13 protein-coding genes, 1 tRNA gene and 1 pseudogene are annotated in these 14,727 nt (G+C 54.5%); 11 read left to right on the forward strand and 4 right to left on the reverse strand.

Annotated elements, in window-relative coordinates; genetic code table 11:
* Positions 1 to 6 precede the first annotated feature (6 nt).
* The 6 genes and pseudogenes from LCM21_RS04360 to LCM21_RS04385 all read left to right on the forward strand — a co-directional run.
* On the forward strand, positions 7 to 1,032 hold the full coding sequence (locus LCM21_RS04360; protein ID WP_224889479.1) for a carbohydrate ABC transporter permease: 1,026 nt from the start codon (positions 7 to 9) through the stop codon (positions 1,030 to 1,032).
* A 3-nt stretch (positions 1,033 to 1,035) separates the two neighbouring features.
* Positions 1,036 to 2,184 carry a carbohydrate ABC transporter permease gene (locus LCM21_RS04365; protein ID WP_224889480.1) on the forward strand — a complete coding sequence of 383 codons (1,149 nt, stop codon included), beginning with the start codon at positions 1,036 to 1,038 and terminating at the stop codon, positions 2,182 to 2,184.
* Positions 2,185 to 2,193: 9 nt separating this feature from the next.
* Positions 2,194 to 3,849: an alpha-amylase family glycosyl hydrolase gene (locus LCM21_RS04370; RefSeq protein WP_224889481.1), complete on the forward strand. Its 1,656-nt coding sequence runs from the start codon at positions 2,194 to 2,196 to the stop codon at positions 3,847 to 3,849.
* Positions 3,850 to 3,852: 3 nt separating this feature from the next.
* Positions 3,853 to 4,938, forward strand: a complete 1,086-nt coding sequence (locus LCM21_RS04375) for an ABC transporter ATP-binding protein (RefSeq protein WP_224889482.1) — start codon at positions 3,853 to 3,855, stop codon at positions 4,936 to 4,938.
* Between the two features lie 547 nt (positions 4,939 to 5,485).
* Positions 5,486 to 5,561, forward strand: a tRNA-Thr gene (locus LCM21_RS04380).
* A gap of 412 nt (positions 5,562 to 5,973) precedes the next feature.
* Positions 5,974 to 6,479: pseudogene (locus LCM21_RS04385) on the forward strand (IS6 family transposase); the annotation flags it as partial.
* Between the two features lie 55 nt (positions 6,480 to 6,534).
* Here LCM21_RS04385 and LCM21_RS04390 read toward each other — a convergent pair.
* From LCM21_RS04390 to LCM21_RS04400, 3 genes are all read right to left on the reverse strand, one after another.
* Entirely contained in the window at positions 6,535 to 6,960 is a 426-nt protein-coding gene (locus LCM21_RS04390) for a MarR family winged helix-turn-helix transcriptional regulator (RefSeq protein WP_224889483.1), read from the reverse strand.
* A 63-nt stretch (positions 6,961 to 7,023) separates the two neighbouring features.
* Entirely contained in the window at positions 7,024 to 7,512 is a 489-nt protein-coding gene (locus LCM21_RS04395; protein WP_224889484.1) for a nucleoside deaminase, read from the reverse strand.
* A gap of 326 nt (positions 7,513 to 7,838) precedes the next feature.
* Complete coding sequence (locus LCM21_RS04400; RefSeq protein ID WP_224889485.1) at positions 7,839 to 8,441, reverse strand: DsbA family oxidoreductase; 603 nt, start codon at positions 8,439 to 8,441, stop codon at positions 7,839 to 7,841.
* A gap of 640 nt (positions 8,442 to 9,081) precedes the next feature.
* On the opposite strand from LCM21_RS04400, the gene LCM21_RS04405 reads away from it, so the two are divergent.
* The 5 genes from LCM21_RS04405 to LCM21_RS04425 all read left to right on the forward strand — a co-directional run bounded on the left by LCM21_RS04405 (position 9,082) and on the right by LCM21_RS04425 (position 13,742).
* Entirely contained in the window at positions 9,082 to 10,320 is a 1,239-nt protein-coding gene (locus LCM21_RS04405; protein ID WP_224889486.1) for a transporter substrate-binding protein, read from the forward strand.
* A 104-nt stretch (positions 10,321 to 10,424) separates the two neighbouring features.
* Positions 10,425 to 11,291: a branched-chain amino acid ABC transporter permease gene (locus tag LCM21_RS04410; RefSeq protein WP_224889487.1), complete on the forward strand. Its 867-nt coding sequence runs from the start codon at positions 10,425 to 10,427 to the stop codon at positions 11,289 to 11,291.
* Positions 11,288 to 12,304 carry a branched-chain amino acid ABC transporter permease gene (locus tag LCM21_RS04415; protein WP_224889488.1) on the forward strand — a complete coding sequence of 339 codons (1,017 nt, stop codon included), beginning with the start codon at positions 11,288 to 11,290 and terminating at the stop codon, positions 12,302 to 12,304. Before LCM21_RS04410 ends, LCM21_RS04415 begins: the two co-directional genes overlap by 4 nt.
* Positions 12,301 to 13,017, forward strand: coding sequence for an ATP-binding cassette domain-containing protein (locus tag LCM21_RS04420; protein WP_224889489.1), 717 nt, complete (start codon positions 12,301 to 12,303; stop codon positions 13,015 to 13,017). The genes LCM21_RS04415 and LCM21_RS04420 overlap by 4 nt, the downstream gene beginning before the upstream one ends.
* Positions 13,018 to 13,019: 2 nt before the next feature.
* Complete coding sequence (locus tag LCM21_RS04425) at positions 13,020 to 13,742, forward strand: ABC transporter ATP-binding protein (protein ID WP_224889490.1); 723 nt, start codon at positions 13,020 to 13,022, stop codon at positions 13,740 to 13,742.
* A gap of 47 nt (positions 13,743 to 13,789) precedes the next feature.
* Here LCM21_RS04425 and LCM21_RS04430 read toward each other — a convergent pair whose 3' ends face one another.
* Positions 13,790 to 14,686 (reverse strand): LysR family transcriptional regulator, encoded by an 897-nt coding sequence (locus tag LCM21_RS04430; protein ID WP_224889491.1) that lies wholly within the window; start codon positions 14,684 to 14,686, stop codon positions 13,790 to 13,792.
* Positions 14,687 to 14,727 lie beyond the last annotated feature (41 nt).

The raw sequence follows: 14,727 nt of genomic DNA on the forward strand, positions 1-14,727 counted from the left end.
GGAATCATGACACCGGCACTTCAAGGCCTGCTGACCATCGCCATCGGTGTGTTGGGTTGCGTGGGATATTTTTATCTGTCCAATCAGTTTCTCGACAAGGTTCTGTGCCCCCCACGCGGACCAAACGCGGGCCGCAACATCAACCGGGCGAACATGATCCGACCGTGGCTGTTCTTGTTCCCGGCGATAGCAGCGCTTGGGTTGTATCTGGCCTATCCGGTGGTTGAAACGCTGCGCCTGTCTCTGACTGAACGCGTCCCGGGCGGTGGATACCAATGGGTTGGCCTCGACAACTATGCGCAGATGGCGGCTGAGCCCAAGTTCTGGGAAGCGATGCGCAATAACATGCTCTGGCTCATCGTCGTCCCCGCAATGTCGACAGCGTTTGGCCTGCTGGTGGCGCAGCTAACGGACCGCATCAAGTGGGGTAACGTCGCGAAATCACTGATTTTCATGCCGATGGCGATTTCATTTGTGGGTGCCTCGGTCATATGGAAGCTGGTCTACGACTCACGCCCGGAAGCCGAGGATCAGATCGGCATTTTGAATGCTCTGTACCTGTTCTTTGGCGGTACCGACCCGCAGACATGGCTTACTATTCCGTTCTGGAACAGTTTCTTCCTGATGATCGTTCTGGTCTGGATTCAAACCGGCTTTGCCATGGTTATCTTGTCCGCCGCGCTGCGTGGTATCCCTGAAGAAACGATTGAGGCGGCAATCCTGGACGGCGCAAACCCGTTCCAGATTTTCTTTCGTATCAAGGTGCCTCAGATCAAGGCGACTATTCTGGTCGTGTGGACCACGATCACCATCACCGTGCTCAAGGTCTTTGACATCGTTTTCGCGATGACCAACGGCCAATGGGAAACGCAAGTTCTGGCTAATTACATGTATGACAAGCTGTTCCGCGCCAATGACTGGGGTGTCGGTTCGGCGTCGGCGATGGTGATCATGCTGCTGGTTACTCCGATTCTGATCTGGAACGTCCGGCAGGTCCGAAACGAAGGTTCGCCTTCTTTGGGTGGAGACTGATAAATGGATAGCTTTGCAGGTGAAAAACCAGCCCTGAGATGGGTTGTCCATGCCTCGGTTCTGTTTCTGGTGGTGTTGTGGGTGGTTCCGACGCTGGGGCTTTTGATCTCGTCCTTTCGAACGGCGGATCAGATCGCGACAAGCGGTTGGTGGCGTGCGCTATTCCCGTCCGAGCAGAACCTGACCCTGCGCAGCGCCGCGCCTGAGACACAGGTGCTGGAAGATGGTCTGTATGTCATTCAGGGCAAGCTGTTCGGCGACGATCAGACAGTCAAAGTCTCAAGATGGGGCATCAGTTCGCGTGAAATTGATGCCTTCACACCCGGTGAGACAGCCGAGCTTCGCCGCGGCGGGACAATCACTGTTGACGCGGACGGAAACTACCGGATGGAGAACACCGAGGAATTCACCGGCAATCGCGGCGCCCGGATTTTCGTGACCGCCGAGCTGCCGCCAGAGTTCACGTTCGACAATTACCAAACGGTTCTTTTCGACAAAGGCAGTTCTGACAGTATGGGCCGGGCGTTCTTCAGTACGTTGACCGTAACAATTCCAGCGACAATTATCCCGATCCTTGTTGCGGCTTTTGCCGCCTATGCCTTGGCGTGGATGGATTTTCCAGGCCGGGCGCTGCTGATCGCCGCAGTGGTGGGCCTGTTGGTCGTGCCGCTGCAACTGGCGTTGATCCCGCTACTCAAGTTCCACCTGAATATCGGGATCGGCAAGGGCTATCTGGGGGTCTGGCTGGCCCATACCGGTTTTGGGATGCCGTTGGCGATCTACTTGTTGCGAAACTACATGGCCGGGCTGCCCCGCGACCTGATCGAAAACGCGCGCGTCGATGGCGCGACCGAGTTCCAGATATTCACAAAGCTCATCCTTCCGCTCAGCTTTCCGGCGCTGGCATCTTTTGCAATCTTCCAATTCCTTTGGACATGGAATGATCTGCTGGTCGCCAAGGTGTTCCTGATCGATGCTACGGGCCAGACCACGGTCATGACAAACCGCATCGTCGAGTTGCTGGGCACTCGTGGCGGCAACTGGGAAATCCTGGCCACGGCGGCTTTCGTCTCAATCGCGGTGCCGCTGGTCGTCTTCTTTGCAATGCAGAAATACCTGGTCCGCGGACTGCTGGCCGGATCAGTCAAATAAAGGCGTGTTATGAACGTGCAGAACATCACAAAACAACAAGATGCAACCCAGGTTTCGCCCGACTGGTGGCGCGGTGGCGTTATCTATCAGATCTACCCTCGCAGCTTTCAAGACAGCACCGGCGACGGGATCGGGGACCTTAACGGGATTACGCAGCGCCTGCCCTACATCGCGTCGCTTGGGGTGGATGCGATCTGGATTTCGCCGTTCTTCAAGTCTCCGATGAAAGATTTCGGCTATGACGTCAGCGACTATCGCGCCATTGACCCAATGTTCGGCACGATGGAGGACTTTCGCACCCTACTGGATCAAGCCCATGCGCAGGGTCTGAAGGCGATGATCGACCTCGTTTTGTCGCATACATCGGACAAGCACCCCTGGTTCACCGAAAGCCGCGCCAACCGGGATAATCCCAAGTCAGACTGGTATGTATGGGCCGACCCGAAACCGGATGGAACTCCGCCCAACAACTGGCTTTCGATTTTTGGCGGGTCCGCGTGGCAGTGGGATACGCGGCGTCAGCAGTATTACCTTCACAATTTCCTTACATCCCAGCCCGATCTGAATTTTCACTGCGTCGATGTACAGGATGCGCTGCTGGACGTGGCGCGGTTCTGGCTGGACATGGGGGTGGACGGGTTCCGCCTGGATACGATCAACTTCTACTTTCACGACAGTCAGCTGCGCGACAACCCTGCCCTGCCCCTTGATCAGCGTAACGCCACGATCGCGCCGCAGGTAAACCCTTACAACCACCAGGACCACTTGTATTCCAAAAGTCAGCCAGAAAACATCGCGTTTCTTGAACGCCTGCGGGCTTTGACAGATCAATACGAAGGCCGCGCTTGCCTGGGTGAGGTTGGCGATGCCCAGCGCGGGCTGGAGCTTATGGGGCAATATACCAGCGGCGATAAACGGATGCATATGTGCTATGCCTTCGAGTTTCTGGAAAAACGCGCTTTGACCGCAGCTTATGCCAAACAGGTTTTCGATCAGCTTGAAGACAAGGCCGGCGATGCATGGCCCTGTTGGGCTTTTTCCAATCACGACGTTCAGCGCCACGGCACGCGGTGGGGACTGGACGATGCAGCCTTGCGCCAGTACGCGGTGTTGATGATGTGCCTGCGCGGCTCTGCCTGCCTGTATCAGGGTGAGGAACTGGGCCTGCCCGAGGCCGACGTGCCCTTCGAAAATCTGCAAGACCCTTATGGCATCGAATTCTGGCCCGAGTTCAAAGGCCGCGATGGTTGCCGCACGCCAATGGTCTGGGCGGCCCAGGACGAACACTCTGGTTTCAGCACTACCAACCCGTGGCTGCCGGTAAGCCAAACGCAAGCGGAACTTGCCGTGGACCGGTCCGAGCGGGACCACGATTCGATCCTGCACCACTATCGCCGCGCGATTGCCCTGCGTCATGCACATACGGCCCTGACATCGGGGGCGCAGGTTGACATGACCCAAACAGGTTCCGTGCTGACGTTCATACGCGAGGATGCGACCGAACAGGTATTCTGCGCGTTCAACCTTGGCCCTGACACAGCCGAGGTCGCGTTGCCGGAAGGCGATTGGCGCGTAATTGGCGAGGATTTGGGGGCTGTGGATGCGGTCGGAACCGCCGTTCTCAAGGCCGCACAATTCTGCTTGCTGACCAGGGAAAAGAGGTAAGCCATGTCGGAACTCAAGCTCACGGATGTGGCCAAGACCTATGGGTCGGTTGACGTGCTCAAGCATATCGATCTTGAGATTGATACCGGCGAACTGATCGTCTTCGTCGGGCCTTCGGGCTGCGGGAAATCCACCCTGCTACGTATGATTGCCGGGTTGGAAAAGATCTCGGGCGGAACGCTTGAGATTGAGGGGCAAGTCATGAACGACGTCCCCCCCGCCCAGCGCGGCATAGCGATGGTGTTTCAATCCTATGCTCTGTATCCGCACATGACTGTGCGCGAAAACATGGCCTTCGCGCTGAAGATCGCAAAAATGCCCAAGGCTGAGGTCGATGCCGCCGTCGACCGTGCCGCCAAAATTCTACAATTGGAACCCTTTCTGGACCGTCTTCCCAAGGCGCTGTCGGGCGGGCAGCGTCAGCGCGTCGCCATCGGACGGGCCATTGTACGCGACCCCAAGGTTTACTTGTTTGACGAACCCCTTTCTAACCTCGATGCCGCCCTGCGCGTTGCAACTCGTATCGAGATCGCGCGCCTGAAAGAAGCGATGCCCGACAGCACGATGATCTACGTCACCCACGACCAGGTAGAGGCCATGACGCTTGCCAGCCGTATCGTTGTTCTGGCCAATAAAGGGATCGCGCAAGTTGGCACGCCGCTTGAACTGTATGAAACACCCGATAACGAATTTGTAGCACAGTTCATTGGCTCACCCGCGATGAACTTACTTCCGGGCGTGATCTCCAAGACAGGGGAACAGACCGCGGTCACACTTGAGGCAGGCGGAACAGCCATTTCCTCCATTGCAACCGACCCCGACCAAATGGGCCTATCGGTAAATATCGGTGTGCGGCCCGAGGATTTCTTTGTCGACGACGCATCTGGATTTCTGGAAGGGACTGTCGACTTCATTGAAGCCTTGGGGGAAGTCACCTTGTTGTATTTCGCAAGTGAGCCTGGGTCGGACGGGATTGTGGCAAAGTTTCCAGGCATCGGAAAAAATCTGCGGGGTCAGACCCTTAGACTAAATGCCGACCCTGCCAAAGTGCACCTGTTTCACAATGGACTGTCGATAAGAAAGAGGTAACAGAGCCCTGTCGCTGCACCAGACACGGGACCTTGTGTTGCTTCATAGCCCGTAATCAACTGTTGCGGATAGACAGGCTGAGGTGATCTCTCAACAAGTCCCGCCAGCAGGATCTTTGATGGTCTGTGCGTATATTCCTGCAAGCCAGTGCTGAGGCACGATCAGCGCGTGTTTCGTCCTTCTTTAGCGGCCCAAAATGCACCTTCCGCGCAGCAATCTCTGCGCGTTGTATCGCGATCCATTCTTCTGCGGTTTATACAGTTCAAATCAGCTGCAACTCACTACCGAGTCCACGCCCATACTCTTGGAGCAGTCACCACATGTTCAACATTGGGTAACTGAAAAGGGGTACGCCACAACGCGACGAACGCACGCGCCGGTTTCTTTCAAAACAAGCGCACAAAATGTCACGGCAGGGGTTGTAGGGTCGAAAAAAACTCGCTAAACGCGGCGGCACTGGAAATGACGGAAATCACGTCGCCCATGTGCTGACCTAAATGCAGGTGGACATGGGCAGAATTCCGATAAAACCAGTGCAAACAACGGTGCCCCTATAGCTCAGCTGGTAGAGCAACTGATTTGTAATCAGTAGGTCCGCGGTTCGAGTCCGTGTGGGGGCACCATTAAATTACATTAAATCAACAACTTAAAGGCACACGCAGCTTGCGTTTATTGTAAGCTCGAGTTGTAAACACCAATACATCACATTTGGCCTCAGTCGAGCTGGGAATCGCTGTTTGCGGAGGCTTTCTGGGCGTTCATTTGGACGGCCTGCAATCTCCTATTAAGTGGCTGAAAATCAGAAAAAATCTGGTTTGTTGACCAAATTTTTGGGGCTGGAAGCATATATAGATCAGACGTGATCGTTGATGAGGTCATGTTTGTCTTGGAAGGCGCAACGTCGCAGCGCACAGTCCCTTTTCTAAGTTCACCGCCATTTGGCTTCAAAGTGTCGCTGTGATGATCGGGGAGGCTGCGGATTTATTTTGTTTAGGGACCCTTACCATCATGAAAACAACTAACCAGATGTCCTCTATCCGACACGACCGGCCTCGACCTAACGACAAATGGCATATGGATAAGGTCGTCCGATCAATGGCGTGAAACACTGGGTGTGGAAGGCAATCGATGCCAATGGAGATGTACTCGACATTCTGAGCCAGCCTCGCCGCAATGCCAAAGCCGCACGGCGTCTCTTGGGTCGGCTGGTCGCCACCTACAGCAATCCGCGTGTTGTGATCACCGATAAGCTGCGCAGCTATACGAAACCGATCAAGGCTATCACGCCGGGTACCGACCATCGTGCGCACAAGGGCCCCAACAATCGGAGCGCAGAATCTCATCGGACGACGCGAATGCGGAAAAAGATCATGGGCCGGTTCAAGTCATCAAACCGAGCGTAACGATTCCTTGCCGCCCACGGTCAGATCAACACAATCTTCAGAACCCGCCGATATCGCCTTCCCGCTCTGTCCTACCGCCGCGCGAGAACTGACGCACTCGACCTTTGGAACGCTTACGCTGCCCAGCTGTCAGTCTGATTTCACGTTTATTGAAACCAATCCGTGCAATATGGTCCCCTGCCCCGGATCCGCCTCAGCGATGCTCGCGGATATCCGCGCTGAACAATCGCGTCGCCAGAAGTTCCTCGGAATCACGCTGGTCGAAGGCGGCGTTCAGGGCAGCCTCATAGTCGGCGGATGCCCGATTGAACACTTCGCGCCCAGTGTCAGTAAGCACGGCATAAATGCCTCTTTTGTCATCGGGACATGGGTCGCGCGCCACGAGTTGACGGCGTTCGAGCCGCTCCACCATACGGGAGACTGAACTCTGGTTCAGGCGAAGCTGGGAGGCGAGTTCCTGAAGGCGTAGTTCGGATGTCGGCGACATGGAAAGCGCCCGCAGAGCACGATATTCTGAGAGGCCAAGACCATGGCCGGACTGCAGAGCAGCGGCCAACTCGGACTCAATCTCTGCGATCTGATGGATCAGCCGTTCCCAAAGTTCTCTCTTGCGGGACATCGTGAAGCAACACTCCTCTTATCGATCTCGGTGGATGTATGTCCATGCAAATTCGAACCAAGCCTATCGTCGCGATGTTCGCAAGGCGTGGAACTCCTCGAACGGCGCGATCGCTCCCGGCACCTCCAGCCTGCCGACAGAGGGCGTGTGCCAAGTCTGCGGGTCCTGAGCGAAGAGCGAGTAGGTGAACCGATAATCAAATCCCATTCCGGCGGCTTCGTCGCGATCCACGGCATAATGGATCTCGGCGATTCCGGCGTGGAGCGCGTTCATGTAGCACATGGCGCAGGGTTCTCCGGAGGCCAGTAGAACGGCACCCGGCAGATAGGAGGTCCGTTTCGCCCGGCAGGCGTCGCGGATGGCCTCGACCTCGGCATGTGCCGTGGGATCATTCATCGCAGTGACGGTATTGGTCCCTCGCCCAAGAACTGTCCCGTCCCGGTCAACAACCATGGCGGTGAACGGAATGCCGCCCGCCTTCACGTGCTGTGTCGAATGGGCGATGGTTTCTTTCATAAGGCGCACGAGGCGCGTCTTCGCATCTTCAGTCATACTGTGTTCCCATTTGTTGGTGGCGCGCCGTGATCAATAGGCGGCGCGCCCGAATCGGCGTCAGCCGATGCAACCCATGGCTCTCTGTATCCTTGGACTATGGCGAGCTTTAGCCATATCACCCCGAGGATGATGACAGCCAGCCAAATAGCTTGAGTGAGCGCAAGCGACGGATCGAGCCGCACGTTTGCAAGATAAGCCACCCCGACAGAGCCGATCCCGACATCAATCTTCTTTAGCGTTGCGTTGAGGAAGTCGAGCGTCTGAAGGAGTGCCGAGGTATAGCCAAGACACGTTCATTCTCCGGCTAAAGGTTGCTGGTCGCATCAGGGTGCCGCATCCAGTTCGAGATCATGAATCGCGATCGTCAGGTCCTTTACCGATGGCGTGCCGCGGAATATTCGGCGGCCGATAACGATGGTCGGAACGGACGTGATTTCCATATCGTCTTGGGCGTGTCTCAGAGCTTCGCGATGGCGCTCTGTGTATGTGCCGTTCTCCAGTGCTTTTCTGGCGGCATCGGGATCGAGACCAGCATCGGCCGCCAGATCGATCAGGACATCCTTGTCGCCGATATCGCGATCTTCCTGGAAGAAGGCTCGCAACACGCGCATGGAATAGGCATGCGCCCTATCAGCATCCTTGGCCATCTCAAGAAGTTCGAACGCTTTTGCCGTCCTGGGTTGCGGTGAGATGGATGGAAGCTTGATTGGGACCCCAAGCTGTTCGGCCATGGGGTAAACCGATTGCTCCCAGATCGCGGGCAAGTAAGGGTCTTCCGGGCGAAGTGTTGGAACGGGATCGGGCCTTAGCTCGAACGCGCGCCATTCTATATGGATGTCCCGCTCCCCGATCACTTCGGAAAGCCGTGACTCCGCCAGAAGACAGAAAGGGCATACGTAGTCTGAATAGACTGTGATGGAGTTCACTAGAGGTCTTCCCTATGTTTGTGCGTGCGCATGCAAATAGATAGATCTATGCCGGTGATCAATCCTGCATGCACATGCAAATAAGTCACATCGCGGTGATAACGATCAGCGCTGCAAGTTGATTGCATGCATATGGTGATCAGGGGGCCTGTTCCGGTGGGGGGTACGCTAAGCAGAACCCGCCAGGCCCTGGCGTTTTATGTAATAGCCCCAGCGGAACTGGCCCCAGAAATTGAGTATCGCCATCACAAGGGGTTAAACAACCGCTCCGAGGCCTCACACAGACATACGCAACGGCGAGAGAAAACAGTGAGCCGGTTTTAGTCGTCTGGTCAGGCTTGAAGGTTCTTGTCGGTCTACGATAAAACCGCCGCACGGTTCCGCCGACAACGCCACCGTCTTTCTGCCCGTTCCCAGGGCCACGCCCGAACCGATGCCTTCGTGCTTTGGACCGAGCATGCAAAGGTCTTGGCCGCTTCTAACCAGCACTCTACCCCGCTCTTGCCCGGCGCAAAACAGCCTGACAATGCCCACTGACGGCAAAGCGTGCGAATTTCAGCAACGGATCGTTAGAGTCTTGTTGATTTCAGCAACAGCCTCCTGCCGCTAAGATCGAAGACAGTTGATGTGGGAGGAACAGATGACACATTTGACGCGTAGAAATTTTGTAAAGACAGGGGCCACTGCGCTTGTGAGTGGCATGGTCAGCGCGCCATTCTTGAGCAGTGGTGCAAGAGCGGCCGAGCCGATTACTGTCGGTGGCATCCATGACACAAGCGGCATTCTGGATATTCTTGGCAAGCCCATGGCGCAACTCGCGCGGTTTGCCGTGCATGAGATCAACCAGGCCGGAGGTCTGTTAGGCCGGCCGCTTGAACTGGTTGAGTATGATCCCCAGTCCAACATGCAACTCTATGGCCAACTGGCCCAAAAGCTGGCGCTTCAGGACAGGGTCAGTGTTGTTCACGGCGGAATTACCAGTTCCAGCCGAGAGGTCATTCGCCCGGTCCTTCGCCGCTTCGAAACTCTGTATTTCTACAACACGCTTTACGAAGGCGGAGTTTGCGACCGCAACCAGTTCGCAATCGGGACAATGCCCGATCAGACTGTGGCGAACCTGATGCGTTATGTCATGAAAACGCATGGAAAACGCGTCTACGTTCTGGCTGCGGACTACAATTTTGGTCAGATCAGCGCAAATTGGGTGAAAAAATACGTCACCGAGAACGGTGGGGAAGTCATAGAAACCGAGTACTTCCCGCTTGATTTTGGCAATTTCGGCCCGACAATTTCCAAGATTCAGGCGTCCAAGCCGGATGCGGTTATCTCAATCCTGGTGGGTGCGACCCATCTTGGATTCTATCGTCAGTGGGCTGCGGCCGAAATGCTGTCTCGCATACCTTTGGCGTCAACGACGTTCGGCGCTGGTGGCGTCGATATCCAACAATTGGAGACACGGGAAACGGATGGCATCATCAATGCCGCAACATATGTTTCCGGAATCCAATCCAAGGCCAATCAGGATTTCCTTACGCGGCTGAACGCGTTCTATGGGAATGATGCTCCGTTCATGTCGGAACTGCCCTGCACAACATACGAAGGCATGATGCTTTGGGCAAAAGGGGTAGAGGCGGCAGGGTCCCTGGACAGGATGAAAGTGATTGAAGCGCTTGAAAGCGGTCTCAGCTTTGACGGGCCGTCCGGCCGCGTTTCAATAGATCCAGCAACGCATCATACCATCCGTGATGTTCACATCTCGGAACTGTCGGACCGGAAATGGACGGTTTTGGAGACAACACAGCAGGTGCCGCCAACGGCCACGCAAGAAGTCTGCGATTTGAGCGCAGACCCAGACGCCAACTTTCAGCACAAGCTGTAGACCCACGTCACCATAACTTTTCAGGGCGGAGTGTTCGGCCGCTCTGCCCGAAAAACTTTTCGAATGTATCCGGGAAACCGCCGGGTGCATTCAGGGAGGAACCAATGGACTATTTAGCTGTCGTCGCGATTGAACTGTCTACTGCGATCGCCACGCTCGTGTTAATCGCGGCAGGGCTCGCAATTATCTTCGGTATGATGCGTGTAATCAATGTCGCACATGGCGAATTCATGATGCTGGGCGCCTATGCGACGCTGATGGCGTATACAGCCGGCCTCAATCTATGGATATCGGTGTTCATTGTCGCACCGCTGGTGGCTGGCATTTGGGGGGCCATTGTTGAGTTCCTGCTCATCCGGCGGCTCTATGGCCGCGTCGCGGATACGCTTTTGGCAACCTGGGGCCTTAGCCTGTTCATGATTGGCGCTGTTACCAGCATTTTTGGCAATACATCGAAAGGTATTCCGACACCACTCGGGGCAGTCAATATCGGGCAGTATTCTATCTCGGCCTATTCTCTGGTTCTTGTATTGTCGGCGGTGGCCGTTCTGATGGCCACGTGGCTTGTATTGAACAAATCGCGTCTCGGAACGGTCGTTCGGGCAACGATCCAAAACCCGGATATGGCAGAGGCGTTGGGCGTCGATCACCGAAAGGTTTATTCGCGTACGTTTGCTACCGGCGCAGCAGTTGCCGGGCTGGCTGGGGGCGTTCTTGCCCCGATTTCCGGCGTCGTGCCAACGATGGGGGCTGCGTTCATCGCAAAAGCTTTCATTACAGTCATCAGCGGCGGCGCTGCAATCGTAGCAGGCACGCTCAGTGCATCCGTCGTGTTTGGCGGCATTAGTCAGGCCGTCACTTTCGTATCCGGAGCCGTTTGGGGCGAAGCCATGGTGCTGTTCGTTGCAGTGGTCATTCTGCGTGTCATGCCCGGCGGCTTCAGTGAGTTTCTGAAAGGAAAAAGGTCATGAATGCGAACCGCAATAGATCAACGGTCTCGGTAGCATCCATCGTTGTCATCGCGAGTGTGGCGGCAGTGTTTGTACCCAGTATGCTGCCAATGTTCCAAGCCATACAGATGACACAGTTTGTGGCCCTGTCCTTTCTAGCCCTGAGCCTTGCCTATGTTTGGGGGCACGGTGGGATCATGTGCTTTGGGCAGGCAATGTTCTTTGGCATCGGTGGCTACGCCTATGCGATTGCAACGATCAACGGCTTGGAAAGCACGATAAGCCTGCTGATTTCAGCCGCTGCATCCGCATTTTTCGCCCTGGCCCTTGGATACTTTATGTTCTTCGGACGGCTCAGGGCGGACATCGTCTCGATTGTTACACTGGTCGTGTCCCTTATCTTCTACAAACTGCTGGGCAACAGCAGCGGTGCAAGTCTGCAAATCGGTCAAGCCAGCTTGGGTGGCTATAACGGTATTCCTGGAATTCCTCCGTTGAACGTTCCGTTTGACAGCACGTCCTTTCTAGCCCCATCCGAAACGCTTACCTTCAGCGCGTTGCTGCTTATCTTGTGCTATTTGTTTCTTGCGCAGTTGAACTGGCGGAAATTCGGGCGCGTCACGCATGCTACTCAGCAAAACCCGCTGCGCGCTCAGCTGCTTGGCTACGATACGCGACGCCAGTTGATGTATGTCTTTGCCATCGGAGCGGCAGTCGCTGGATTGGGCGGAGGCCTGTTTGCAGCATACCAGAACTTCATCGATCCCAACGTGTTCGCCCTGCCCATGTCGTCCCAAGCTTTGGTTTGGGTTATGCTGGGCGGTCGCGGTACTTTGTTGGGGCCGATTATCGCAACCTGGGCGCTTCAGTACTTGACGCTGCAACTCGCCGGTCAAAAAGCGATCGGTCCCAATATTGCACTTGGCGTTATCATGATGGCTGCGGTTCTTGCATTCCCCAAGGGTCTGGCTGCCCTCAACAACATATCGCTGGATTTCTGGAGAAAAGATCAGAAGAAGGAGGAGAAGGCATGAACACGCTCCTGCAAACAAAGAATCTGACGAAAAGCTTCGGCGGCGTCGTTGCGTTGGATAACGTCGACTTCTCGATCAAACCCAAGGAGCTCAGATGTATAATCGGCCCGAATGGTGCAGGTAAAAGCACTTTCTTCCGATGCCTGACAGGCCAGCACATTCCCACAACGGGCAATGTCTTCTTCAAAGGGCGTGAAATCACCGGAAGACAGATGCATGAGATTTCAGGTTGCGGAATAGGGACCAAGACCCAAGTCCCGAATCTGTTTGACGACATGACAGTGTATGAAAACCTTTGGCTGTCCGCTTCTAGCAACGCATCGAGAAACGAAGCACAGGACCGAATATCCGAAGCTGCGCGGCTTACACGGACAGAGTCACTCCTTGATGAATTTCCCAAAAATCTGGCGCATGGACTTCGCCAGCGTGCTGAACTGGCGATGGTTATCTCAGCAGCGCCTGATCTGGTGCTGCTGGATGAACCCGCCGCCGGGCTTACACATGCCGAAACACGTCAATTGGCCAAAATCATTCAGGCAGTGAATGAGAAATCGGCCGTCGTAATCGTGGAACATGACATGCAATTTGTGCGTGAGATTGCGGACAAGATTACAGTCCTCTGCCAGGGTGCCATCCTGATCGAGGGCTCTGCGGAAACCGTACTTTCGGATACTCGCGTGCGTGAAGTTTATCTTGGCAGAAAGGCGGCTTGATAATGGTTGGGCCTCATAAACTCATCAGCGTCCAAAACACCGAGACAGGATACGGGTCAATAAAAGTGCTGAACCGACTGTCGCTAAACGTGCAAGAGGGCGAATTTCTGGGCATTCTTGGACACAACGGAATGGGCAAGAGCACTTTGATCCGCTTGATCATGGGTTATCTTCCGGCGTGGAGCGGCTCCGTGCACTTTCGGGGGAAGGATATCACGCGCCTGTCAATCCATGAGCGGGCTTTGCTTGGGTTGGGATATGTTCCGCAAGGCCGGCAAATCTTTCCGGATTTGACCGTTGAGGAAAACCTTCTCATGGGCCTTCAGTGCAATATCAAAAGCAAATGCAAAACTGATGTCGACAAAATTCTCGACTATTTCCCCCGGCTTTCCAGGCTTCTGGATCGAAACGGTGGAGTTCTGTCTGGTGGGGAGCAGCAATTGCTTGCTCTGGCGCGATGCCTGATCGGTGATCCCGCTGTTGTACTGTTGGATGAACCTACGGAGGGCATTCAACCGAATATCCTCGACGAAATCGTAGACACCTTGCTGCGCTTTAAAAAAGAGCGGTCCCTTTCGCTTGTACTGGTTGAGCAGAACCTGGATTTTATCTTAGATCTTTCGGAAAGAGTGGTTACGCTGGAAAGCGGACGCATAACCGGCGCGATGGATCCGAAACGGTTGCAAGACCCCAGTGTTGTTCAGGAATATGTAGGGCTTTGCTAACAATTTTCGCCGCGAAAGAAGTTTCGTGGCGAACTTTTTACTATTTCCTAATGCAGCAGGTTGGATTGCTCATTCAGGTAGTCGATAAACAGTTTTGCTGCTGGCAACAGGCGGCGCTCTCTTCTTCGGATTAATACAGTGCTTGGCGCAACGTTCAACAACTTGTCAATTTTTGCCGCCCATAATTGCCCCCTCTTTACCTCTTCGGAAACCGCATAATCTGGCAGAACAGACACTGCGCCAAACTCTCTTACATAGCTTTTTATCGATTCAATGTGGTTCATTGAGCATATGATCCTCGGCCGGATATCACATTGATTGACGGCCTCGTCAAAAAGTCTCTTTGTTTCAAACCCATCATCCAAGCTTATCATCGGATACTTCACCAAGTCGTTGAGTTTCACGATCCTTTGCGCGGCAAGAGGATGGTCATTTTGCATCACTGCAACAATTGCCGTATCGAGCTTTAGCACCGTATCTATCTCGGGCGGGGATTGGGAAAAAATGGCAACCCCGAAATCAACTTCGTTGCTGATGACATCTTCAATTACATTTTTAGATGCTGATACGTTGCATTCAAAATCAACGCCTGGGTATTTTTCAGAGAATGACGAAATTATTCGAAGCACCCAGCTCGACATGACGCCTTCGATCGCTGAAAACCTAACTGTACCGGATTTGATGTTGTGTATTTCATCTATCTGACCACGCGCCAGATCAAGGTCGCGCATCGTTTGGCGCATGTGTTGGGATAGTATCTTGCCTTCAGGGGTAAGAAACATACCGTCAGAACGCCGTTCAAACAGTTCAGTTTTAAAGCTGTGTTCAAGCAGTTTTATTTGCCTGCTAATTGCGGAAGCAGACACATTCAATCTTTCAGAAGCCGCGCGCACGGATCCGCTATCAGCAACGGAAAGGAAATATCGGAAGCTGGTTATATGCACGATTCCACATCCTTGGTGTTCCAATATATCGAACACATCAT

Origin of the sequence: Ruegeria profundi (assembly GCF_020171505.1) — a bacterium.
Lineage (GTDB): Bacteria > Pseudomonadota > Alphaproteobacteria > Rhodobacterales > Rhodobacteraceae > Ruegeria > Ruegeria profundi.

Excerpts from the sequence above, each read along its gene's own strand:
- LCM21_RS04405 (WP_224889486.1), top strand. The coding sequence starts at position 9,082 with ATGACACATTTGACGCGTAGAAATTTTGTAAAGACAGGGGCCACTGCG.
- LCM21_RS04390 (WP_224889483.1), bottom strand. The coding sequence starts at position 6,960 with ATGTCCCGCAAGAGAGAACTTTGGGAACGGCTGATCCATCAGATCGCA.
- LCM21_RS04370 (WP_224889481.1), top strand. The coding sequence starts at position 2,194 with ATGAACGTGCAGAACATCACAAAACAACAAGATGCAACCCAGGTTTCG.
- LCM21_RS04420 (WP_224889489.1), top strand. The coding sequence starts at position 12,301 with ATGAACACGCTCCTGCAAACAAAGAATCTGACGAAAAGCTTCGGCGGC.
- LCM21_RS04425 (WP_224889490.1), top strand. The coding sequence starts at position 13,020 with ATGGTTGGGCCTCATAAACTCATCAGCGTCCAAAACACCGAGACAGGA.
- LCM21_RS04360 (WP_224889479.1), top strand. The coding sequence starts at position 7 with ATGACACCGGCACTTCAAGGCCTGCTGACCATCGCCATCGGTGTGTTG.
- LCM21_RS04365 (WP_224889480.1), top strand. The coding sequence starts at position 1,036 with ATGGATAGCTTTGCAGGTGAAAAACCAGCCCTGAGATGGGTTGTCCAT.
- LCM21_RS04410 (WP_224889487.1), top strand. The coding sequence starts at position 10,425 with ATGGACTATTTAGCTGTCGTCGCGATTGAACTGTCTACTGCGATCGCC.
- LCM21_RS04375 (WP_224889482.1), top strand. The coding sequence starts at position 3,853 with ATGTCGGAACTCAAGCTCACGGATGTGGCCAAGACCTATGGGTCGGTT.
- LCM21_RS04395 (WP_224889484.1), bottom strand. The coding sequence starts at position 7,512 with ATGACTGAAGATGCGAAGACGCGCCTCGTGCGCCTTATGAAAGAAACC.
- LCM21_RS04415 (WP_224889488.1), top strand. The coding sequence starts at position 11,288 with ATGAATGCGAACCGCAATAGATCAACGGTCTCGGTAGCATCCATCGTT.